Origin of the sequence: Fibrobacter sp. UWS1 (genome assembly GCF_002300445.1) — a bacterium.
GTDB classification, from domain to species: domain Bacteria; phylum Fibrobacterota; class Fibrobacteria; order Fibrobacterales; family Fibrobacteraceae; genus Hallerella; species Hallerella intestinalis.
The window spans coordinates 302,744-326,510 of the sequence record NZ_NSGW01000001.1 but is presented as its reverse complement, the minus strand read 5'-3'; the positions used below and the strand labels follow the sequence as shown (position 1 = coordinate 326,510).

At 51.8% G+C, this 23,767-nt stretch carries 16 protein-coding genes; 5 read left to right on the top strand and 11 right to left on the bottom strand.

What is annotated here, in order from left to right:
- The first annotated feature begins 207 nt into the window (after positions 1-207).
- The 5 genes from BGX14_RS01300 (at position 208) to BGX14_RS01280 (ending at position 4,920) form a co-directional block, all read left to right on the top strand.
- Entirely contained in the window at positions 208-540 is a 333-nt protein-coding gene (locus tag BGX14_RS01300) for a cupin domain-containing protein (RefSeq protein WP_073305645.1), read from the top strand.
- A gap of 113 nt (positions 541-653) precedes the next feature.
- The gene (locus BGX14_RS01295; protein ID WP_095878838.1) at positions 654-860 is read left to right on the top strand and encodes a hypothetical protein; all 207 of its coding nucleotides are present in this window, start codon (positions 654-656) and stop codon (positions 858-860) included.
- Positions 861-915: 55 nt separating this feature from the next.
- Complete coding sequence (locus BGX14_RS01290; protein ID WP_095879754.1) at positions 916-2,481, top strand: peptide chain release factor 3; 1,566 nt, start codon at positions 916-918, stop codon at positions 2,479-2,481.
- Positions 2,482-2,498: 17 nt separating this feature from the next.
- Positions 2,499-3,779: a CapA family protein gene (locus BGX14_RS01285; protein WP_095878837.1), complete on the top strand. Its 1,281-nt coding sequence runs from the start codon at positions 2,499-2,501 to the stop codon at positions 3,777-3,779.
- Positions 3,780-3,801: 22 nt separating this feature from the next.
- A complete protein-coding gene (locus tag BGX14_RS01280; protein ID WP_095878836.1) occupies positions 3,802-4,920 on the top strand; it encodes a GTP-binding protein in 1,119 nt (372 codons plus the stop codon).
- Positions 4,921-5,503: 583 nt separating this feature from the next.
- On the opposite strand, the gene BGX14_RS01275 is transcribed toward BGX14_RS01280, so the two are convergent.
- The 11 genes from BGX14_RS01275 to BGX14_RS01220 all read right to left on the bottom strand — a co-directional run bounded on the left by BGX14_RS01275 (position 5,504) and on the right by BGX14_RS01220 (position 23,584).
- Positions 5,504-6,970, bottom strand: coding sequence for a M17 family metallopeptidase (locus BGX14_RS01275; RefSeq protein ID WP_073305635.1), 1,467 nt, complete (start codon positions 6,968-6,970; stop codon positions 5,504-5,506).
- Positions 6,971-7,108: 138 nt separating this feature from the next.
- On the bottom strand, positions 7,109-8,125 hold the full coding sequence (locus BGX14_RS01270; RefSeq protein ID WP_073305669.1) for a hypothetical protein: 1,017 nt from the start codon (positions 8,123-8,125) through the stop codon (positions 7,109-7,111).
- Between the two features lie 258 nt (positions 8,126-8,383).
- Positions 8,384-10,582: an OmpA family protein gene (locus BGX14_RS01265; RefSeq protein ID WP_073305633.1), complete on the bottom strand. Its 2,199-nt coding sequence runs from the start codon at positions 10,580-10,582 to the stop codon at positions 8,384-8,386.
- Between the two features lie 165 nt (positions 10,583-10,747).
- Complete coding sequence (locus tag BGX14_RS01255; RefSeq protein WP_073305629.1) at positions 10,748-11,035, bottom strand: T9SS type A sorting domain-containing protein; 288 nt, start codon at positions 11,033-11,035, stop codon at positions 10,748-10,750.
- A gap of 557 nt (positions 11,036-11,592) precedes the next feature.
- Positions 11,593-12,195 (bottom strand): 30S ribosomal protein S4, encoded by a 603-nt coding sequence (gene rpsD, locus BGX14_RS01250; protein ID WP_073305628.1) that lies wholly within the window; start codon positions 12,193-12,195, stop codon positions 11,593-11,595.
- An 86-nt stretch (positions 12,196-12,281) separates the two neighbouring features.
- Positions 12,282-13,883: a hypothetical protein gene (locus BGX14_RS01245; protein WP_095878835.1), complete on the bottom strand. Its 1,602-nt coding sequence runs from the start codon at positions 13,881-13,883 to the stop codon at positions 12,282-12,284.
- 7 nt (positions 13,884-13,890) lie between these two features.
- Positions 13,891-16,968 carry a glycosyl hydrolase family 28-related protein gene (locus BGX14_RS01240; RefSeq protein ID WP_095878834.1) on the bottom strand — a complete coding sequence of 1,026 codons (3,078 nt, stop codon included), beginning with the start codon at positions 16,966-16,968 and terminating at the stop codon, positions 13,891-13,893.
- Between the two features lie 256 nt (positions 16,969-17,224).
- Entirely contained in the window at positions 17,225-18,502 is a 1,278-nt protein-coding gene (locus BGX14_RS01235; RefSeq protein WP_095878833.1) for a hypothetical protein, read from the bottom strand.
- A gap of 200 nt (positions 18,503-18,702) precedes the next feature.
- A complete protein-coding gene (locus BGX14_RS15175; RefSeq protein ID WP_143394074.1) occupies positions 18,703-19,026 on the bottom strand; it encodes a hypothetical protein in 324 nt (107 codons plus the stop codon).
- 119 nt (positions 19,027-19,145) lie between these two features.
- On the bottom strand, positions 19,146-21,734 hold the full coding sequence (locus BGX14_RS01225; RefSeq protein ID WP_073305618.1) for a DNA gyrase/topoisomerase IV subunit A: 2,589 nt from the start codon (positions 21,732-21,734) through the stop codon (positions 19,146-19,148).
- Complete coding sequence (locus BGX14_RS01220; protein WP_095878831.1) at positions 21,734-23,584, bottom strand: DNA topoisomerase IV subunit B; 1,851 nt, start codon at positions 23,582-23,584, stop codon at positions 21,734-21,736. Before BGX14_RS01220 ends, BGX14_RS01225 begins: the two co-directional genes overlap by 1 nt.
- Between the last annotated feature and the right edge of the window lie 183 nt (positions 23,585-23,767).

The following is a 23,767-nucleotide window of genomic DNA, read 5'->3' as shown; positions in this document are numbered from 1 at the left end:
GTAGGCTGGCGGGCGGAATGAAATGTGTTACGTCGCGAGAGGGGATATCGTCTTTTTCACAAGGAGAACTCAGTTATCAGTTCCAACTCCCAACTCCCAACTTCCAACTTTCACCTAACCACACGCTTTCGCACTCTAAAAAATGAAAGAACATTCCTGCTTTGAAAATCGGATATATATTTAAGAAGCGAAACATTTGAGGTATGTATGCTCATAGACTTTAATCAAATCGAAGCGATTCGCGGTCCGGGAATGAATCATGGTTCCGGGGAAATGTCTGCACAGGTGTTCGATTGCGAACAGGGAAAATTCGTCATCACGCGAATACACCCGTTCGGATCCATCGGCATTCACGAACAGAAACTGGGTGACGACATCAATTACGTCATTTCGGGCACGGGAACCGCCTATGTCGATGGCAAAGAGGAAGTCCTTTATCCGGGCTGCTGCCATATTTGCCCCAAAGGTTCCCGCCATAAAATCATGAACACGGGGATTGACGATCTGGTGCTTTTTACGGCGATTGTCGATAGGGGATAGCCGAAAGCGCCAAAAAAAGTTGCATTTCTGTAAAAAAAGAATAGTTTTGTCCAAGGGTTTTCTCTTTTTTTGGAGATACGGACGTCACATTTTCCTTTAAGGAGTTTTATACTATGCGCGATCTTCTCGATAAGTTGCTCAAAATGGGGTATTCGGTTCTTTTTTCTGTAGAAGGCGGCTTTCCTGTTGTCCGCATCATTCAGGGGACGGACGTGGAGCATCCGGTAAAGAGCTGTAGTCTGGGTTCCGGGGATTTTCGGGAGAGCATTGAAGAAACCCTCCAGTCCATGATTCTGGATTTGGAAAGGCATCCCAATTAACCGAATGTAATTTTCTATATTTGGCCTCGTAAAAAATACGAGGCCTATTTTGTCTATTCATCCCGAAATTGCCAAACGACGTACTTTTGCCATTGTCAGCCATCCGGATGCCGGCAAGACGACCATTACCGAAAAATTCCTATGGTTCGGGAAAGTGATTCGGGAAGCGGGCCATGTCCGCGCCAAGGCGAATCGCAGCTATACGGTCAGCGACTGGATGAAAATCGAACAGGACCGCGGAATTTCCGTTTCGAGTTCGGTTCTGAATTTTCCGTTTGAAGATTGCTGGTTCAATCTGGTCGATACGCCGGGGCATCAGGATTTTTGCGAAGACACCTATCGGGCGCTTACCGCCGTCGATTCCGCGCTGGTTCTGATTGACAGCGTGAACGGTGTGGAAAAGCAGACGATCAAGCTGATGGAAGTCTGCCGGATGCGCCATACGCCCATCATTACGTTTATCAATAAGATGGATTTGGATGGTCGTCCCGTTTTGGACTTGCTGGATCAGATTGAATCGGTGCTGAAAATCAAGGCGATTCCTTTTACCCTTCCGATTGGCGTCGGGAAGCTTTTCAAGGGCGTCTATTCCATTGCGGACAACACTTTCAACGTGTATAATGAAAAGTCGGGGCATCAGGAAATTCTCCAGATGACGGGTCCCGACGATCCGAGGCTTGTGGAATTGTGCGGTGAAAACTGGGTGAAGCCGTTCCGGGAAGAATACGACATCGTTACGGGAGGAATGGATCCCTTTGACCATGAACTTTTTTTGAAAGGCGAAATGTGCCCGGTTTTCTTTGGCAGCGCCGTGAACAATTTTGGAGTCCGTCAGCTGTTGAACGCTTTTGCGAGTCTAGCGCCGGCGCCTATGCCGCGGGAAACGGACAAGCGGATGGTGGAACCCGGAGAATCGGATTTCAGCGGTTTTGTTTTTAAAATCCAGGCGAACATGGACCCGAAGCACCGCGACCGGACGGCTTTTTTGCGTATTTGCTCCGGGGAATTCCAGCGCGGGGACAAGGTTTTTCACGTGCGTTCAGGGCGGGAAATCCGGCTGGCGGCTCCGACGGCGTTTTTGGCGAAGGACAAGGAAGTCATCGATACCGCTTGGGCGGGAGACATTGTGGGCATTAACGACCCCGGCCTTTTCCATATCGGCGATACGCTGACGAAAGGCGAAAAAATCAATTTTTCGGGCATTCCGGATTTTGCTCCGGAATTCTTTGCGCGCGTCTCCCTTTTGAATCCGCTCAAGTCGAAGCAGCTTGCGAAAGGGCTCAAGGAATTGACGGAAGAGGGCGCGACCCAGCTTTACCAGCCTTTTAAATCGGCGATTCCCGTGATTGGCGTCGTTGGCGAATTGCAGTTTGACGTGCTAAAATTCCGCTTGATGTCGGAATACGGCGCAGACGTTTCCTTGGATCGCATTCCCTCTTACGGGGTTCGCTGGATTGTCGGGGATGCCGCCGAAGTGGACAAGTTCGTGGACGAAAACGGCGTCGATTGCATGCGGGACAAGGAAGAACGCTTTGTGTGCCTGTTCCCGAATGAATACCGCTTGAGTCTGGCGATGAAGAATTTTCCGAATCTCCAGTTCCGGGAAACTTCTTTGGGGTAAATGGGACGGGGGACTTTATGAAATGGCATTCCGTTTTCAAATGGGCCGTGTGGCTGGTCCTTTTAACACTTGCGGCGTGCAGCAATTCCAAAAAGCAGCAAGTTCCCGCAGAAGAGTCGCCTTCCGTTCCGATTGTCGAACAGCCGAAGCCCGCAGAAATTCCGGAGCTTCCGGCATCCGCTCCAGAAGAAACCCGCACGGACAAGGCGGACACTTCGGAGGTTTCCTTTTTGGCGATAGGCGACGTGCTTTTTCACACGCCCCTTTTCAAAGCCTGCAAGGAAGATTCGGCGTTTTGCCATTTTGAATATGTGTTCGCTCCGTGGGAAAAGGATATTGCGGCTGCGGACATTGCGGTCGTCAATCAGGAGACCATATTTGTCCCGCGCAGCGATGGGTATGCGTCGTATCCGAGTTTCGGTTCTCCGGAAGAAGTTGGGCTTGCGGAAATCGCTGCAGGGTTTGATTTGGTGACGCACGCGACGAATCATACAATCGACCGGGGCGAAAAAGCGGTGGATTACACCATCGGCTTTTGGAAGGACAAGTCCGCCAAGGCGTTGGGAATTCATGCGACGGAAGCGGACCGCGATTCCGTTTTCGTTTTGGACAAAAAGGGAATCCGTTTTGCGTTTGTCAATTTCACTTATGGTTTGAACGGACAAAAGCTGCCTGCGGATCGCCCCTATCTGGTGGACCTTCTGGATTCCGGAAATCTCTGGTTGAAACCGATTCAACGCGCCGATTCCCTTGCGGAAGTCACCGTGGCGTTCCTGCATTTTGGAACGGAGTATGTGGAATTGCCGTCTCCCGAAGCGATGCGGCAAGCGGAACTCGCGATTGATGCGGGGGCGGATATTATCGTGGGAACGCATCCGCACGTGATTGAGCCTTATGGCGTTTATACGACAAAGGCGGGAAACCGCGCTCTGGTCTATTGGTCTCTCGGCAATTTCGTTTCGAACCAGCAGCAGCTGGAAACAAATCTGGGCGGCGTGGCGAAATTCACCGTGCGCAAAATCCAAACGGCGGATTCTTCGAAAATCGAAATTACGCAGGCTCTGTTTGAAGGTTCTGTCACGCAGCAGGAAGTGGGGAATTATCATGCTGTGCCGCTTTCGGCGTATTCGGATTCCCTTTCTCAAAGGCATCTGCTCAAGGCGAAAGTTCCCGCTTTCAACTTGGAAAACTTGCAGGCGCACTTCCAGAAAAATTTGGAAAATGCCAAAAATTGCCAGACCGAAGATCCGGCGGGACATTTGCCCCTCGCCATTGGCAATCCCTCTTTTAAAAAGTGATTTTGTTTATCAAGGAGATTCTATGAAGTCCGTTCCTATCACTCTTCTTGCCGGTTATCTCGGAGCCGGAAAGACCACGCTTTTGAACCATGTTTTGAACAACCAGCAGGGTTATCGGGTTGCGGTCATCGTCAATGACATCGGCGAAGTGAACATTGACCAGACGCTCATTGAAAAAGGCGGAAACGTGCAGCAGAAAGATGCCGTTGTCCCGCTTTCGAATGGTTGCATTTGCTGCACCCTGAAAACGGATCTTTTGGAACAGATTGCGCAGATTCTGGAACAGGGCAAGTTCGATTACATTCTGATCGAAGCGAGCGGCATTTGCGAACCGCTTCCCATTGCGCAGACGATTACCCTGATGGGTTCCAAGCTGAAAAGTCGGGACGGCAAACCGCTGCCGTGCCACTTGGACGGGATTATTTCCGTGGTGGACGTATTGCGCCTGGCGACGGAATTTGGAGCCGGGGAAAAACTTCTGGACGAGAATATGGACGAAGAAGACGTGTCCAGCCTGCTCGTGCAGCAGATTGAATTTTGCAACACGATTGTCCTGAACAAAGTGGACAGCATTTCCGCGGAAGATCTGAAGCACGTTCGCGCCGTCGTCCGCGCCTTGCAGCCCGAAGCCAAAATGATCGAAACCAATTTTGGCAAGGTGGAAATGGCGGATATTCTGGATACGAAGCTTTTTGATTTTGCCAAGGTTTCCAATTCGGCGGCGTGGGTCAAACAGTTGAACGAACCCGAAGAAGAGGAAGAAGGGGAGTCCGAAGAATATGGCATCGGCACTTTTGTTTATCGGGAACACCGTCCGTTCAATCGGGAAAAGCTGGAAGCGTTTTTAGACGATTATCCGAACAGCATTATCCGGACCAAGGGACTTCTTTGGTTTGACGACGACCGCACCTATTCTTATCTCTTTGAACAGGCGGGAAAGGATGCGAGCGTTCATTGTCTGGGACGCTGGATTGCCTCGCTGAACAAGGGGGAACAGGAACGCGCCTTGGAAGAGGAACCCGAAGTCCGCAAAATGTGGGATGAAAAATACGGCGACCGTGAAATCCGTCTTGTCTTTATCGGGCAACGCATGGATAAGGCGGAAATCGTCCAGTCCTTGAACGCGTGCTTGGGCGAATAAAAACTTTCGGGAATTATGGACAATCTTCCGCCAAACGTTCTCAATTAAAAATTTTTTCAAAGTGTGAACATCTTTTTCGCAAAGTGGAACTCTTTTTTTCAATACAGGAATTTCTTTTCCACAAGGAAAATTTCTTCTCGCAGACTGCGAGGTGCTCGCTTTAGCAAAGGCTCCCTTCCAGGGACAATTCGTCTAAAAGAGTAAAACTCTTAAGACTCATGGGCAGCCCCTTTTTCCTTCACCCTATCCCCCGCCACGCTTGGCGGGGGGAAATTTTAGATTCTGGGGCGGAATGAGATATGTTACTTCGCGAAAGGGGGAACTCGGTTATCAGTTCCGACTCCCAACTTCCAACTAATCACTGATCACTAGTCGCTAACCATGGTTCGACTAGTTCGACAAGCTCGCTAACCGACGGTCCCTGAGTTTATCGAAGGGCACCAACCAAGCAAATCGAGGTGGAATTTTGTATCTAAATCCCAAATATTCCGATAAAAGAAAATAGCGAAACACGGAGTTTCGCTATTTTTATATCCACCGGACGTTTCGGCAATTCAAAAGAAGTGCCGCCCGCGATAGAAAATTACTCCTCTTGGGAGGTTCCGAGTTGTCGAAGCATTTCGAGCAGGGTCTGCACGCCGAATCCCGTCGCTCCGTAAGAAGTGTATTTCCAGGCTTGCGTCGTGTAGGCGGGACCCGCGATATCGAAGTGCGCCCATTTGACATCTTCGGGAACAAATTCCCGCAGGAACAGGGCGGCGAGAATAGCCCCGGCGCTTTTTCCCACATTGGAAAGGTCCGCATAATGGTCTTCGAGTTCTTTGAAGTATTCGTCTTCAAGCGGCATCTGCCAGAACTTTTCGCAAGCGGCGTTGCCTGCCTGAATGACTTGTTTCGCCAATTCGTCATCGTTGGCGAAAAATCCCGCGATGCTGGGTCCAAGAGCCCGAACCATGGCTCCGGTAAGGGTTGCCAAATCGATAATGTGGGTTGCTCCGCTTTCGGCTGCGGCGCAAAGACCATCCGAAAGAACCAGGCGGCCTTCGGCATCCGTGTTGCCAATGGCGACTGTTTTGCCGTTCTTGGCCGTAAAGATGTCGCCGGGCAGCATGGCTCCCGAACCGATGCGGTTTTCGGCAAGGCAAAGATAGGCCGACATTTTCACGGGGAGTTTGAGTTCGGCTGCGGCGCAGATGGCGGCAAGGGCAGCAGCCGCTCCGCTCATGTCGCTGATCATTTCCTGCATTCCGCGGGCGGTTTTTAGGGAAATGCCGCCGGTGTCAAAGGTGATTCCTTTTCCGACAAGGGCCAAGTGGACGTTGTCCGCGGCGTTTTTGGGATTGTAGCTGAGCTTGATCATGCAGGGTTCAAATCGGCTGCCGCTGCCTACGGTCAAAAGACCGTTGAATCCGTTTTTGGCAAGAATTCGAGAATTGAGAATCGTGATCGAGAGTCCCGGAACCCGGTGAGCCTCTTGAATGGCAGTTTTGGCGAAGGCGTCCGGATTCAATTCGGAACCGGTCGTATTCACCCAGTTTTTGCAAAGGCCGATGTAATGCTGTTCTACGGCAACTTCGGCGGCAATCTTTTCAAAATCCTTGGCCCGGGAGTCCGCTTCGATTTCATAGGTGACGCAGAAATTGTCCGGAATTTTGCTTTTGTATTTGGAAAAATGGTAATCGCTGTAATAAATGCCGTGGAGAATCGCTTTGAATTGTTCGTCGGCGGCGTCGGCAAGAAGAAGCTTGACGGTTTTAAATTGCTTTTGGCTTGCGCGCTTCCCCAGCCTGTAGCCTGCCATCCGGAGTTGATCCAGCGCAGAAAGCCCGCGGTCTTTGGCGGCGTCGATGAAAATGGTCTTGTGTCCGTCGATGTCTGCAATGTCCGAGTCCTGGGAAATGCCTTTGGCGACTTCGGAAAGAAAATGGGAAACCTGGATTTCTCCATTTTCGCTCAGCACAGAAGAAAATTGGATCGCTTTTTTGACGAAGAAAAGAGCGTGGGCGTCTGTATTGTCGGTAACGTGTTTAGCAATTTTGATCTTTATCATGTTTTTAAAAATAGAAATTTATCGGGTGTTGCGAAAATTTCTTGGTGAAGGGCGCGAGGGCGAAAAACGTCTTATGCCAAACAAAAAAGCCTGCTCGCGGAAGTCCGTTGCGCAGGCCGTTTGTCATTTTGAAATTCGTTATTTGATGGTCGTTGTAAAGCGCAGGGCGACGGCGACATCGTCAAGTTCTTTTTCGCTGAAAACATTGAATTGCGCTTTTGTGCGTCCGTAGGATTTGACCAGTCCGACCGTCCAGGCGAAATCGTCGGCATCGGCATTCAGTTCGTCGCGGTTGCCGACGTGTTCCAATTCAAACATCAGATGGTCGAGGAATCCCATCGTGGGAATTTCCAGGCCGACGTAAAAAGGAAGATGCTCGGAGCCTTGTGCGTATTCCGGTTTGATGGCGTTGCCCGCGGCGATGCTTTCTGCGTTCACGTCGCTGTCTTCGGTGGTTTTAATGTAGGCGATTTCCCCGTAGATCCGCAGATTTTTGACGAAGGAATAAGAAAGGTATCCGGCGACACGATGTGTCTGGGTGGCCGGCTGGTTCATGGCGTCAAGGGCGTTTACGCGGTAGGCGACGGCGATTTCCAGCGGGAAGCTGAATTTCAGGCGTTCTTCCACGCGGACATAGCCGGTGTTGAATTGATTGTCGGAAGTGGCGAGCATCGCCTTGAAAGCGGACGGTCCGAAGTTCCAGCCGAGTTCAAAAGCGTCATGCGAATAATCGCGCATCATCATGCCGCGGCGGTTGAGTGCCGGATCGACATAGGTACCGAAATTGCCGGAATTGCTCCAGTCGGTTTTCCAATGTCCGAGTTTCAGGTTCAGCGCATGATCCCCGAGACGGTATTTGTAATTGGCCCAATAGAGGTCGGCGAGAAATTTGTCGTATTCCTTGCCGTTGATTTTATTCCCGAAATGCGGACCGAACATGCGAATCATGATTTGGGCGTCAAAATTTTCGGATTTGTACATTCCGCCGAGATTGGCGCGGAACCAGAAGGATTCCAGACCGTCGTCGTTATTGTTGGCGACCGCCTGCGTCTGGATATTTCCTTTAAAGGCAAAGTTTTCGGCGATATCCGCTGCAAATGCGTTCACGGAAAAGGCAAAAGCGATGGCAGCAGTTGTTTTGAAAATGTTCTTCATTTCAACTCCTTGAAAAGGCGGGTAAAATTTATTAAAAAAGGAAGGCTTTGGGGCGGGAATGGCATTTTTTAGTGGGGAAGTCATCTTTTTCAAAACGTGAATTTCTCTTTCGCAATAAAAATTTTTCTCGCGGACTTGGATATTTCTTTTGCAGGAAATAAGTTGCACGAACACTTGCTGAGTTAAAAGAAGTACAAAAGGGCGCAAAAAACCGGTCCCATACGGGACCGGCAAAGATTTCCTTTTTAAGATATGCGACTAGTCTTTCTGGAAAGGTACCAGTTCCACGCGGCGGTTCTGGGTGCGGCCTTTCTTGGTTTTATTGTCTGCAATCGGCTTGCTGGAGCCGAAGCCGACGGCGCGCACTCTGTCGCTGGAAATGCCTTTCTTGACGAAGTAATTGACGACTGTTTGCGCACGTTCCTGAGAAAGCTTGTTGTTCAATTCCTCGGAGCCGGTGTTGTCCGTATGTCCCTGTACTTCCAGATTGGCTTGCGGAATCTGGTTCAACAGGCGAACGATGTCGTCCAGAGTTGCATAGGACGCTTTTGTCAGTTCCGCCGAGTTGGATTTGAATTGGATTCCCTGTTTCAACTTGCTGAGGTCCTGCTTCTTATTTACAGGGCATCCCTTGTTGTCGATTTTTACGCCGGGCAGGGTATTCGGGCATTTGTCCGAAATATCGGGTACGCCGTCCTGATCGCTGTCGAGCGGGCATCCTGTGGAATCCACCGGTTCGCCTTCCTGGGAATTGGGGCACTTGTCGAAGGAATCGGGCACGCCGTCCTTGTCTCCGTCGAGCGGGCATCCCAACGTATCGACCGAAACGCCTTCCTTGGTATTCGGGCATTTGTCAAAGGAGTCCGCCACGCCGTCCTTGTCGCTGTCGGCGGGGCATCCCGTGGAATCGACCGTAATGCCTTCTTTGGAATTGGGGCACTTGTCAAAGGAATCGGGCACGCCGTCCTTGTCGCTGTCGAGCGGGCATCCCGTGGAATCGACCGAGACGCCTTCCTTGGTATTCGGGCACTTGTCAAAGGAGTCCGCCACACCGTCCTTGTCGCTGTCGGCGGGGCATCCCGTGGAATCGACCGTAATGCCTTCTTTGGTGTTCGGGCATTTGTCGGCGGAATCGGGGACGCCGTCCTTGTCGCTGTCAAGCGGGCAACCTGTGGAATCAATCGAAGTTCCTTCCTGGGTGTTCAGGCACTTGTCAAAGGAATCGGGGATGCCGTCCTTGTCGCTGTCGAGCGGGCAACCGATGGAATCGACCGCCACGCCCTGTGGCGTATTCGGACATTTGTCCTGGAAGTCGGGAATCGAGTCCTTGTCGCTGTCGAGCGGGCAGCCCTTTTCGTCGATAGGAGCATCCTTCGGGGTGTGCGGGCAAAGGTCTTTTTTATCGTCGATACCGTCGCCGTCGCTATCCTTGGGCGTGGAGCCGCCGAGTCTCCAGCCGATTAACGCAGACACTCCGTAATGCGCTTCGTTCTGGACGTAGGTTTTGGATTTGATGCCGTCTTCGCTTTCGTGATAGATGGAGAAGCCATGTCCCTGCTCCATTTCCTTTTCGGTATCGAATGTCGGGTTGTTGAAATTCTTCAGGCCGATGTCCAGACCGAGAGCCACGTCGATATGGTAAGGCAGATGGAAGCGCACACCGGGAGTCAGCACCATCGGATCCAGATCATAGGGCATTCTGGGGATGTGGGTTTCTTCGATGCGGGTTTCCGCGTTGAATTCCAAGAAGGCATCCAACAGGGGGTTGATGATGTAGTTGGCGGCGGCTCCCCAAATCAGGGTGTTTGCGCCGTAGTCGATGGTCGCGACATAGCCCGCGTAGGCGTTGAAGCGCAGAGGAACGTCGATTTTCGTCAAGTCCGCGGTTCCGATAAGGCTAGCCGAGAGGATGATCTGGTCGGCGGTGAATGCCTGCGTCGCACCGTCGTTCATGTACCAGACGTGACGGACTCTGGCTCCGTAGCCGGTTTCTCCGGTCGGAACGGACATCTGCAAAAGCAATGCCACTTGGAACGGATTGCTCTCTTTCAGGAAGGGCGCGCGGATTTTGGTCCACAGTTCCAGATCGCCGAAACCTGCAGCCCAGAGTTCTGCCGCCCCCGCCATTCCATCGTCGATATGGTCGTAGTAGTAGGGCATCGAAAGGCCGATATCCAAGAAGGGAAGCAGGCCGACTGCCGCATACAAGTTGAAATCAAAGGATGGGGAATTTTTGGGCATTGCGTAGGTTTTTCCGTTTACGGAATAAATACCGCCGCGGGACATTGCCCAGCTGTCGAGAGTTCCGCTCATTCCCAAACCGGCACTGACTCCCCATTGACCCAATGTCCAAGCGTTTTGCTGATGAAGCCCATCGCTTCCGCCTTTTAATCCGCTCTGCGCCATGCTAACCGCAGCCGCTAAAAGCACGACGGACGTTACTTTTTTTAGATTCATTGAATCCTCCTTATAATAATCGCGCAAAATATAAAAAAATGTGTTTTTTTCAATTTGTTCGGTTAAAATATGGTGACGAAGCGAAATGGAATGTGACAGCGAACAAAGCCCGCTTGGCGAATAGGCTGGCTTGTGGATTTAGCGTTTTGAAATGGCCGGGTGAAATTAGCGGACGATGATTTTTTTGATGCCGAAACGGGGAATACCCACCAGGTAAATTCCCGGCCTGAAATTTTGGACGGAAATGCTTTCGTTGGGGGAAAGCGAAGGCTGGCTGTAAAACTCTTTGCCGTTGATGTCAAGAATCCGAAGGGATGCACTCTTGGAGGAATGCGTCATCCGCAGGGTCTTGCCGTTTACGACGACCGAGAACGTCGGGCGTTGCGGAATCGTTTTTAACGGAAGCGGTAAAAGTTTGGAGGGAGTCTCGTCGTAGCGGGTGGCGAGAGCCATTAGGAACCAGATGGAATGGGGAAGCCACTGTTCAATTCAGAGCCAGTTTTGGCCCGTTTTCACGTGAAAGCCGTGGTTCGACAAGCGGTTACCGAGCTTGCCGAGGTGCACCAACCGGCGGTCCCTGCCCTTCGGCAGGCTCAGGGACCGATTGGGTGTCGGAACTGATTACTGATAACCGAGTTCCCCCTTGCGAAAGAAAAAGCCCCGTTTGAAAAAATTCCCCCTTCTCGCTATGGCGCAATATCCAATCCCACCCCACAAAACCAAAACTTCCAACTACAAAGCGTGGCGGGGGATAGGGTGAAGGGAAAAGGGGCCGCCCATGAGTCTTAAGAGTTTTACTCTTTTAGACGAATTGTCCCTGAAAGGGAGCCTTTGCTAAAGCGAGCACCTCGCAGTCTGCGAAAAGAAATTCCCCTTCTGAAAAGGAAATTCACGCTTTGAAAAAAAATTATTTGAGGGTATTTGGAGGAAGATTGTATATAATTTCCAAAAAAACACCTTGCCGAAGCAAAGTGTTTTTGAAAATTCCTGTTTTCGTCGGAAGAATTTTACTAACGGGAGTAGTATTCCACCACGAGCTGTTCTTGGAGCTGAACCGGAATTTGACCACGGAGCGGAGTCGCTACGAGTTTGCCTTCCATTTTGTCCTTATCCACAGCCAGATATTCCGGAGCTGCCGGCGCATTGTCGATGGCTTCCTTGATCTGGACGTGGTTTTTGGAACGTTCGCGGACGGCGATCACGTCGCCGGCCTTTACGAGTCGGCTCGGAGAATAGCTGCGGACGCCATTTACGGAGAAATGGCCGTGGGCAACATACTGGCGTGCGGCAAAAATGGTGCGCGCAAAACCCATGCGGAAGACGAGGGCGTCCAAGCGGGTTTCGAGAAGAACCATCAGGTTGTCGCCTGCAGAACCGTCACGACGGTTGGCTTCGGCATAAGTCTTTGCCATCTGGGCTTCGGAAATGTTGTAGGTGAAGCGGAGACGCTGCTTTTCGACAAGCTGCTGCTTGTAAACGGAAGCGGACTTCTTGCGGTCTTGGCCGTGCTGACCGGGACCGAACTTACGACGGTCCAGAACCTTTTGGGTTTTAGGGGTGATTGCAAGCCCGAGAGAGCGGGCAACCTTGGCTTTGGGTCCACGATAGGACATTGTTACCTCGAAAGGAAGCTCTTTAGTTAAAACCGTTTTGCTGGCAGAGCTTGGCTCGGCAAAACGGTGTGCGAAATATAGAAAAATTATTCGTTGATGTAAACGGTGATTGTGTCGCGAGCTCGCGGATCGGCTTTGCTTTCCGCAATCAGGTGGAAAGTTTCACCGATGGCTTCGTCATTTTCGGTGATGACGACATTGTTTGCGCTTAAAAGCTGGTCCGAACCTTTGGACTTGCAGCTTTCCATTGAATAGGCGGACTGGATGTAGGCGAGATCTTCGCAGGGCATATACCAGCGGGCGAGGTTGCTCACGTCCGAGGGCTCTGTGCGGAGGGAAAGCGACGCAAAGTGGAGCGTGTCGCCAAGGCTCCTTGAATACTCCGTGATAACTTTGTCGAGTTCTTCGTCGTAGAAGTAGAATTTGGTCACGTAGTTCAAACGCTGGATCATCGTATGGAGAGTCAGGATCTGGCTGCTTGTCTGCGGCGGGGAGTTCAAGCGGATGTAATGCAGATAGTAGTCGCCGTCTTTAGGCGCGATAAACTGCGGGCGGGTTTCGGTAATGGTGGAAATGGAATCGCCTTCGCTGTCGAGTATCGTGTAAGTGGCGGGGTAGCTGGCATCGGAGAAGTAGCCTTCGATGCTGTGGTAAATCTGGAGGGTGTCGCCTTTGGAAAGCTTTGCCAGCCACACGTATTGTTCTTGGCGCAGATAGTATTTGGCGGCGTCGTTTTTGGGACGGACGATGGTGAGCGTGTCGCCGACTTTCTGGATGGAATCCGGCAGGGCGAAGTATTCTCCCTTTTCCAAATCGCGGCTGGTCGTTTCAATGGTGAAATAACCGTAGTAGCCCGTCTGGTAGTTGGGGAATTTTTGCGGACGGATGGCGACGGAATACTCTTCGTCTTTTTCGGGCAGAATCTGTTCGTTTACGGAAAGTCCCGAAGCGAGGGTCGAAGATTTGCTGCGAAGGACGATTTCATCGAGAGACTTGCCGAATGCTTTGATGTTGATGCTCTTGCCCGTGGATGCTGAAAATCCGGCGAGTGCGCTGTCGCTTGAATTGCCTAGCAGGAAGACGCCGCGAATGGTGTCGCCCGGTGAAAGTTCCAGCCGGGTGGTATCGCCGACGTAGCGGTAGTAGCCGCTCTGGATTTCAGCGGCAATGCGGATGGAAAAAGAAGAATCCCGGTCCGTGCTGATGCGGGGAATATCCACATAGTAGAATCCGGAGTTTGCCGTTGTGACGAAAATGACCGAGGAATAATCGGCGGTGTCCAGCTTGGCGTACAAATTCTGCGTGTTGTAGGTCGTGTCTCCGTTTGCGTCCGTCCAAAAATATTCCGGGTAGAGAATTTCACCCGCTTCTTCCCGGACGAACAGGGAATCGGCGTCGCCTCCCGTCTTTTTCGCTATAATCCGGATGCGCGAACCTTGAGGGAGTTCTCCTAAAAACAGCTTGCAGGAAGAGAAGAGGGAATCGCGGGGAGTTATGCGGAGCGTGTCCGCGGTGAGCGTGTCCGCATAGAGGACGTCGAGGCGGTTGGAATAGGAACTGGACGAAACGGACGACGAGGATTCCGAAGAAGAGGACTCTTCACTAGCGGAGGAGCCGCTGTCGCTTCCGCAACCGATGAGGGAGAGGGCGAAAATTGCCGGAATGAATTTGAAAAATGCGTGCTTCATATCTGCCTTAATTCAGGATGTAGAATTTTTCTTCGCGGGAGAAGGATTCTCCGGAGACTTTCAAGGTGTATTTGCCCGTCGGGAAGCTTTTCGCCTTGAACTTGAAGGGGTATTTGGTCTCGCTCTTGAGTTCCCGCCCGCAAATCTGCTGGATGAATTTGCCGGATTCGTTGAAAATTTCGATTTTGACGAATTGCGGTTCGCCGATGGTCAAATCGAAATCGCATTCCAGTGTCACGATGTCGATGTGGACTTTGGAAAGCTGGATGGCGCTTTCCGTGGTGATGCCGCTGACCGTACGGTTGGAATCGAAATAGCTGATGTAGAGGGCGGGGGCGAGTGCCTTGCCGGCGTCGCGCGAATAGACGAAATAGCTGGAATCGCTGGGGGCGACTGCGGAAAGGATGAACGTGAAAATTTTCGATTTGTGCTTGCGCTTCATGAAGTCTGTCAAGTTCGTCGTCTTGATGAACGTTCCGAAGGGGGAATCCGGTTTGGGCGAAATCGTGCCGAGGTAGCTTGTGTATTTGGGGTCAATGCCACCGCCGCGCGCCTTGCGGGGAATGTAAGCGCCGCCGGGACCGTCCTGATTGGCGGGGGCGTTATACCAGGTCATTTCGCTTTCCTGCCAGTCCGCGGGAAGGATGCCGTCTCCGAAATCCTTTCCCGGCTCTTCGAGAAGCCCGAAGACATTCCACAGGACGGGCTTCTTTTTGTCTTTATAGCGGGGATCCGGAGGCATCTGGAGTTGCAACGCCGCGTCGGATATGGGGCCTGGAACTGCGGACACGTCGAACTTGAGGTAGATCTTGGCGCTGGCCCCTTCTTTGCTGTAGCCGATTTGCAGAAGCGAGTCGTCGCCGTGCGGGGAATAGCCGTCGAATTCCGAAACCCAGGTGTCCATGCCGCGTCCCGAAGCAACGCCGTTTCCGCTGTGGTCTTTGGTGGTCGTGCGCAGGTCAAAAACGTAAATGCGGGAAGTGTCGCTGCTCTTGAACTCGCCGTCGTCCGCGGTAAAGGCGATGTTGTATCTGCCGCTGTAAGAGAACGACACGTCTGTTTCGTAATCCTTGTCGTTGGAAAATACGACGCGTCCCGGTCCGGAAATTTTTTTCCATTGGACGGGATCTTTGCAAAAGCCTTTGCTCCCGCGTCCGTCGTCATAGACCCTGCCGGAGAACTTGGCGATGCCGCTCTGCAAAAGAATCATGTCGTCTGCGCCTTCCACTTCGGGCGGCTCGTTGCTGCCGACCTTGGGAATGTAGCCGACAAAAAGCGTCATCATGGTTCCGCCGGACGGATTTTTGAGCAGGTTTTCGGAAAAGAGGGTCTGCGTGATGCCGTTCCGAGTTTCTTCGGCAATCTTGGGGAAGGCGTTCCCTTGAATGAGGGTCTCGCGGAGGCCTTCGACGGAAATGCTCGCCGAGTCATTGATGAACATCGGGGCGTATTTCGCCTTGCGGTTGGAAATGACGTGGACGCCGACCAGTTCCGCTTCGCCGTGCTTCCGGTTGTGCAAAACCGTATTTCCGTTGTTCGCCGTCAGTCCGAGAATCCATAGAGTGCCGCCGTTGTTTACAATTTTCGTCTTGCGGTCGTTGTCCATGTAAAGGCTGCGTCCCCAGACGTGTTGCCGGTTGATTTCCATCTGGTTTATCGCCACGTCTTCCAGGTAGAGATCGCCCGCGCCCTGCTCCGCGCTTTCGTATTCCTTGACTTTCATGTTTTTGAGAATCAGCGCCTGCGGGGACTTGTGGACGATTCCTGCGCCGAACTCGCCGAACCTTTCGATGGTGATTTCCTTGAATGCGCTGCTCTCGATGATGAATTTTCCCGTGCCGTCGATGGTCGCTTCCGTTCCGATGAGACGCCGGACTCTTTTGCGGATGTGGATGTCCTTGTTAATCGTATAGCGTCCGCCGGGAGTGAAGTAGATGGTCTCTGCGCCGTCGTCAATCGCCTGCTGGATGGCTTTGGAGTCGTCGGAACCCGTGCCTTGCGTTCCGCCGTAATCGCCTTGGATTCCCACCCACAAGTCGGCGGTCTGCTCGACGGGGAGCATGGTTTCGGCAACGGAAAGCTTGAAGGAATACTGCGGGGAATGGCAGAGGTTTGTCGGAAGGTCGGAAGAGTATTCGATGATTTCGGAGCCGTCAACTCCTTCACCGGAAGCGGGTCCGCGGTCTTCGATCGCTTTGGCGTATCGGCTGGTGGCGATGTCGCGCGCAAAGAGGAAACCTTCGTTGTAGATGGCGGGGATTTTGGCCTTTTTCTTGCCGGTGTATTCCAGTGCGCCGCCGAGCATCGTGAGAAGGGCGTTTTCACCGAAGTTGGCGACGGCGGGAACCGCGTTGCGGCTGCGGAGATTGCGGATGGTCAGAACCTGATCGTGGTTTTCGATGCCGTATTTCTTTTGGTCGAGAAGGGTGATGTGTTCAAAAGTCATCCCGTACATGGGGAAGCCGGTGAGAATGCCCACATTGAATCCGCGGATTTCCACGTTCTTGATAAAGAGGGGACCGATATTGTCCGTATAATTCATGTCGATGCCGGCGACGCCGGAACCATCGCCCGAGAAGATTTTCACATTCAGGATGGTCCCCTGGTTGTTGGCGTTAAAGCGGATGCCGATAAGCCCCGGATTGCCTTTGCCCGTGTGGAGAGTCATATCGCGGATGGCGTTCCGATTGTGCGCGAAGTTGCCCATTCCCGTGTAGAGCATCGCCCGGGGAGCGTCCGGATTGTCGTAGCCGTAGGCGTTGTCCTGCATGACAAGATGCGTGCCTCCCATGCTTTCGCCCTGAAGGATGGTCTTGCGGTAGGAATGTTCCTCTTTTTCGGCTTGGGGCCAGCTGAGCTGGCGCGAAATCAGGTAGGTTCCATTGGGCAAATAAATAATGTAGTCGCCGTTAGGATGATCGTCCAGAGCCTGCTGGATGATTTCTGTCACATCGGTCTTGCCGTCGTTTTTGGCATTGTAAGGCGGCAGGGTCACGTCGATGACGCCGGAACCATGCGGAAACTGGACTTGGGCAAAAAGCGTGGAGAAGGATAAGAAAAGGGCAAAAACAGCTAGGCGAAGCACAGAAACCTCGTAAAAGGGAAACCGTGTGACGAATCACACATTTTCAAAAATACATAAAAGCGGGGAAATGCCGTTCCAAAAATTTTAAAAAGCCTTGAGGCGACCTTTAAAAAGGGCTTGGGAAATGCTTCGACTAGTTTGACAAACGGTCCCTGAGCCCGTCGAAGGGCACCAACCGATTTGAAAACGTCATTCCGTGCAGAAACTCGTATTCATCATTGATGTAGCCAGGCGGGCTTCAGACTAATCCATACGTTCATTCAATCGACGGATAGGATTCCTGATCCGAAATGGCTTCGTCCAAATCCTTCAACGGGAACTTCAAAAGGGCTTCCCAATTCGCCACATACAGGGTGTCACCGACGGCAACCATATCAAAAGAAGCGTCGCGAACAAGGCAACTTAGGTGGGAACACAAGTTGCCAAAAAACCATCGCCAGCCCTTTTCCTCATTTCCATAGGGTTCTCCATAGTCACCCATGTAAACATAAGGTGCCGCATCGCTACCTGCAACAAACAAATGTTTTCCATCCGACGCCAAGGAAAAACGGTTAAACGGACCGCTCTTATAAACTCTATGCCCACGATAGGGGTCGGCAAAAGGGTCCGTCGTGTCAATAGTCTCGTTGTAGGTCTCAATGACGCTGTCTATAGGGTTCCACAAGTCCAGACTTTCATCATATTCAAGGATGCTGGTAGAAGAATATTGACCTATAACATAAATTTTATTCTTATGCACTACGATGTCCATAATTCCTTCTGTAGTATCATTTTTATCAACCCATGTCGCCCAGTTGGGAATTGGAGTTTTCTCTATCTTTTTCCAGCTGCCGCCATAGCGCCACATGCCACGGGCACCGCTAATCGTGTACAACTTGCCATTTAGCTCAACCCCCTTGTGGAACTGCATCGGGTTTTCCTTGGGCGAATCGTAGTTATACGTGATATCCACCCATCCGGTATCCGTCTGCATTTTCATCGCAAGCTTTATGGTTTCGTTGCGCTTATCGGTACGGTCCTCGAAGCCGGCGAGGCATACAACGGGGCGGCCTTGGTAAATGGCAATTCCATAGACGTTGTACAAACCGAGCGAATCAAATGGGTGCGCATATATCACGTCCCATGTACTGCGATCGAAATCGTACTTCAGAACCTTGCCGCTAAGCTGGGTCCCGGCATAAAGGCCGGTGGAGTCCCCGTACACGTAACGAATCCACTCGGAACTGACAAGTGCGTCCCAATGAGTCGATCCGATCTTCGAGGCGAACACCCTTGGGGTATTGGTGCCAGGCTCCAGGGAAGTATACTCGTTGCTGGACCAGTAATCGTCAACCAGAACAATCCTGTCGCCGACATGATAAATAGATTTCAGGCCTCCAAACGACTTGGATTCGTCTAGCACCGGGATGAAATCCCCCTTGCGCCAGCCAAAATCCGGATCGTATTCTTTCTCTCTGTAGGCCTGCGTTACCGAAGATTCGTCGAAACAGGCGAACAGAAGCAACGCCAAAAGGAAAACGCACAGATTCTTCATGTCAAATCCTCCATACATACTGGAGATTCAAGAGACTGGGCGCATCGTATGCCTTGCATTCTTCAATGGAAGGTGCTTTCCCGAAAATCACATTTCCTTCGGAAACAGATAAAATAGCACAAATAACAATTTTGCTTTCATAAAGCTTCCTTATTTGCTGGCTAAAAAGCGCAATAAGCTATAAAATTGTTCTCGTCTCGTCAATATTGCGCCTTCAAAATGGAAGAATCTAGCCGAAACGATTTTGTACAACATTCCGTAAGGGAACGATTATGAGGGAGACTGGCGGGGAGCTGGCGCATTTCTGGCGCGAGTGCGAACATCTTGCCGAACACGTGTGGCAGCATACTCGCCATTTCTTTACGTTGTTCTTTTTCTGGAATGCGGGAAGCCTTTGCCGTGATCATCGTTGCGTTGCTGGCTATCGTTCCTCTGAAAGAGCCTTGGTGAAGAGGTTCGCCCTTCGACAGGCGGTTCCTGAGTTTATCGAAGGGCAGGGACCGCCGGTTAGTGATCTTTGACAAGCTCAGCAACTATGGTAACAACTGATAACTAGCCGCTTTCATGCAACTTAGAGGAGGCCTTTTGCAAAAGCCCGAAAAGGCGGGCGGAACGCAAAACGTTCCGCCGAGAGCTTTGACCGTTAGCCGAAAAGATCCGGCATATCGGGATTTTTGGAATCTTCCGGAAGTTCGCCGCCGGTTTCTTCGTCGATTCGGGTAAAGCGTTTCACTTTTTTGGCGGTGAATTTGCTTCCCAGAGCCTTGTAAGTCTTGACGTCGGCCATCACGGTCAGATCGATTTCCTCTTGTTCGACCTTGTGCCCGGACTGGTAATCCATAGTGACTCGGGCACTGTCCGTGCTGAAGAGTTCCACCATGCGAGTGTCCGGATGATCGGAAAGAATGTTGAATTCCGTTGTCGTCGGGCAATTTTCCAGGGTAAAGCGCTTGACCATGTAGCTGAAATTTTCGCCTTCAAAATAGAGGACGGTGAATGTCAGCTCCGGATCGTATTTTCCGATATACAGAATGTCCGTCCCGACGAGAATCGGGTCTTTCATCTCGTGCAGTTTCGTCATGCCGTTTGTGCGGATGGTAATCAGTTTTTCTCCGTCTTCAAATGCGCCGAGGCGGTTGCCTTTGCGCTGCGTACTGACGATGCCGGATACGGTGTCGAAGTAATAGATTTTGGCACCGAGGGTGCTTTCTCCCGCGCTGATCTTCTTGATGGATTTGACCGCATATTTGGTTACTTGGTTGCCCAGCGTGTTGCGGCCTTTGATTTCGGTATCGGCGAAATCCACTTCAAAGTTCAGCTTGATTCGCGGGCGAGGCTTGAGAATCACCTTGACCACTTCGGCTTCGCCGTTCGGATTCGAGGAAATGTAGAGAATCTTCGTTCCCGGTTTTCCTTTGCCCATCGGGTAGTCCTTGTTGCGGGTGACGCCGCCGACGTTGAATCGCTTGATGAGAGCCGGGCCGTCCTTGCCGTCCTGGTAGATGACGTTGTAAATGCGGCGTTCGTCTTCCTTGTTGAATTTTTCCACCAGAAGGATGTCTTTGCCGACAAAATCCTTGTCCGAAACTTTGACGATTTTATAAGTCCCGTCCGCTTTGAATACAATGATGTCGTCGTATTCCGAGACGTCGAACAGGTATTCCTCTTTTTTGAGTCCCGTGCCGACAAAGCCTTCTTTGCGATTGACGTAGAATTTCTGATTCGCCATCGCGACGTGGACGGCATCGACTTTTCCGAATTCCGTAATCTGGGTTTTGCGTTCCCGGCCTGCGCCGTATTTCTTTTCCAGATTTTTGAAATGGTTGATGGTGTATTCGGTGAGGTGTTCCAGATTGTGGTTGATTTCTTCGATGTGGGCGTCGAGCTCTTTCAGAAATTCGTCCGCTTTTTTCCGGTCGAAATGGGAGAGCTTGCGCATCGGGATTTCGACGAGCTTTTCAAGATCCTTGGAGGTCACTTCCCGGCGAAGCTTTTTGACGTAGGGACGCAGGCCTTCGCTAATCCGAAGGAACATGTCTTCCCGGTCTTTCGATTTCTCGATGACTTCGTAAACCTTGTTCTCGATGAAGATCTTTTCAAGGCTTGTCGCGTGCCATTTTTCTTGCGTATGCTGGAGGTCGTTTTCGAGTTCCCATTTAAGCAGACGCTTCGTATGGTTTACGCTCAGCTTCAGAAGTTCCGTGGTCGTGGTGAAGCACGGCTTCTTGTCGATGATGACGCAGGTACATGGGGAAAGCGATTTTTCGCAATCGGTAAACGCGTAGAGCGCTTCGATCATTTTCTGCGGTTCGGAACCCGGCAACAGATGGATGATGATTTCCACGTTCTGCGCGGTGTCGTCATCCACGCGCTTGATTTTGATTTTGCCCTTGTCGTTGGCGGCGACAATCGATTCGATGAGCGAGCCGGTTGTGGTGCCGAAGGGGATTTCGCGGATGACGAGGGTCTTGGCATCCTGCACTTCGATTTTGGCGCGGACTTTGACTTTTCCGCCACGGGCACCGTCGTCGTAATGCGATACGTCAATGGAACCGCCGGTGAAAAAGTCCGGGTAGAGCGTGAATTTTTTGCCTTTCAGATAGGCGACGCTCGCTTCGCAAAGTTCGTTGAAATTGTGCGGAAGAATGTAGGTGGAAAGCCCGACCGCGATGCCATCGACGCCCTGGGCGAGCAGCAGCGGGAACTTGGCGGGGAGGGTTACCGGTTCTTTGCGTGTGCCGTCGTAATTCGGAATCCATTCGGTCGTTTCGTCGTTGAAGAGGACTTCTTGTGCGAATTGGGAAAGGCGCCCTTCGATATAACGCCCTGCCGCCGCGCCGTCGCCGGTGAGCGGATTTCCCCAGTTTCCCTGCGTTTCAATCAGCAGGTCCTTTTGCCCGAGTCCGACAAGCGCCGTATAAATGGACGAATCGCCGTGCGGGTGGTATTTCATCGTGGCACCGACGACGTTGGCGACTTTGATCAGATGCCCGTTGTTCATTTCGGAAAGGGTGTGCAGAATGCGGCGTTGCACGGGTTTCAGGCCGTCTTCAAAATAGGGGACGGCGCGGTCCAGAATGACGTAGCTCGCGTAATCGAGGAACCAGCCGTCGTAGAGCTTTTCCAGATGGTTGGCGTTGGAAAGCCCGAGAATCGCCGTGTTGCTTTGCACTTCGGCTTCGTGGATGTTGGAATCGAGTTCTTTGTTTTCTTCGTTGTTCATGTCGCTCATTACAGTTCCTCCACAGCGCTAGCCCGCAGGTTTTTAACAATGCGTTCCTGTCGTTCGGGGGTGTTCTTTCCCATATAGTAGCCGAGCATTTTTTGCAGGGATGCGTCCGGCGGTGTGACTACGCTTTCAAGCCGCATCGTTTCGCCGATGAATTGGCGGAATTCGTCCGGGTTGATTTCGCCGAGTCCTTTGAAACGGCTGACTTCCAGATCGGCTCCGGCGAGAACTTTTGCCGCCTCGTCCCGTTCGGATTCGTCGTAGCAGTAGAGCACTTTTTTCTTTTTGCTGTTGCGCACGCGGAAAAGCGGAGTCTGCAAAATATACAGGTGCCGTTGTTCCACGAGTTCCGGGAAAAATTGCAGGAAGAACGTCATCAGAAGAAGGCGGATGTGCATGCCGTCCACGTCGGCATCGGTCGCGATAATCACTTTGTCGTAGCGCAGGGAATCCAGACCGTTTTCGATGTCGAGAGCGTGCTGGAGCAGATTGAACTCTTCGTTTTCATAGACGACTTTTTTGGTCAGCCCGAAACTGTTGAGCGGTTTCCCGCGGAGGCTGAATACCGCCTGGTTTTGCACGTTGCGCGCCTTGGTCAGCGTTCCCGAAGCGGAATCGCCCTCGGTCAAGAAAATCATCGTTTCTTTGTGGATGGGATTTTTGACATCGGGCAGGTGTACTTTGCAATCCCGGAGCTTCTTGTTGTTCAGGTTGGCTTTGCGCGCCCTTTCGTTGGCGAGTTTGCGAATGCCGGCGATGTCCTTCCGTTCGCGCTCGCTTTGCGAAATCCGGTCGAGCAGCGCCTTTTCGGCATCGGCATGCTTGTGCAGATAATTGTCCACTTCCGTGGAGACGAAATCGACAATCCAGGTGCGAATCGACGGTCCGTCCGGTGCCGTTGTCGTGCTGCCGAGCTTCGTTTTGGTCTGCGATTCAAAGACGGGTTCCTGGATGCGTACGGCGATGGCCGCAATAATGCAGTTGCGAATATCCGCAGGGTCCAGGTCCTTTTTGTAATGGTCGCGGATGCCTTTGACGAAACCTTCTCGGAACGCTTGCTGGTGCGTGCCGCCCTGGGTCGTGTGCTGGCCGTTTACAAAACTGAAATAGTGCTCGCCGTATTGATTTCCGTGGGTAAAGGCGATTTCGATATCCTTGGTCTTGGAATGGGCGATAGGGTAGCGCAGCGTGTCATCGACTCGACCGGAAAGCAGATCGAGAAGCCCGTCCTTGCTCACGTATTCCTTGCCGTTCATCACCAGGGTGAGTCCGGTGTTCAGGTAGGCGTAATTCCAGATTTTTTCTTCCATGTAGGCGGGAAGAAAGCGGTAGTTCTTGTCGAAAATCGTCGGGTCGGGAGAGAAGATGATTTCGGTTCCGTTCTTTTCGGAGGTTTTGCATTCCCCGTATTCCCTGACGAGTACGCCGCGGCTGAATTCCGCCTTTTTGCATTTGCCGTCCCGGAAACTCTGCACGATGAACTTGTCGGAAAGGGCGTTCACCGCCTTGGTGCCGACGCCGTTCAGGCCGACGGATTTTTGGAACGCTTCGGAGTCGTATTTGCCGCCGGTGTTCATTTTGGAAACGCAGTCGATGACTTTTCCGAGCGGAATGCCGCGCCCATAGTCCCGGACATGGACTTCGCGATCCTGGATTTCGATTTCAATCCGTTTTCCCGCGCCCATCACAAATTCGTCGATGGAGTTGTCGATAATTTCTTTTGCCAGAACGTAAATGCCGTCGTCGGGGCTTTGACCGTTGCCCAGCTTCCCGATGTACATTCCCGGGCGCATCCGGATGTGTTCGTGCCATTCCAGCGATTTGATGTTGTCTTCGGTGTATTTGACTGCCATAGTAATCCTTAATCCTATAACCCTAAATCTCGATTTTTCTGAAAACGAGCCAAATATGGATAAATTTTCTCTCCGTACCGGGGGAGAACCCGGAGTTCCGGTTCGATTTTCGCAAAAGATAATAAAAATTTTCTGTCGCGAAGTGCTTTTTTGTGCATTATTCAAGAAGGTTTGTGGAAAGAA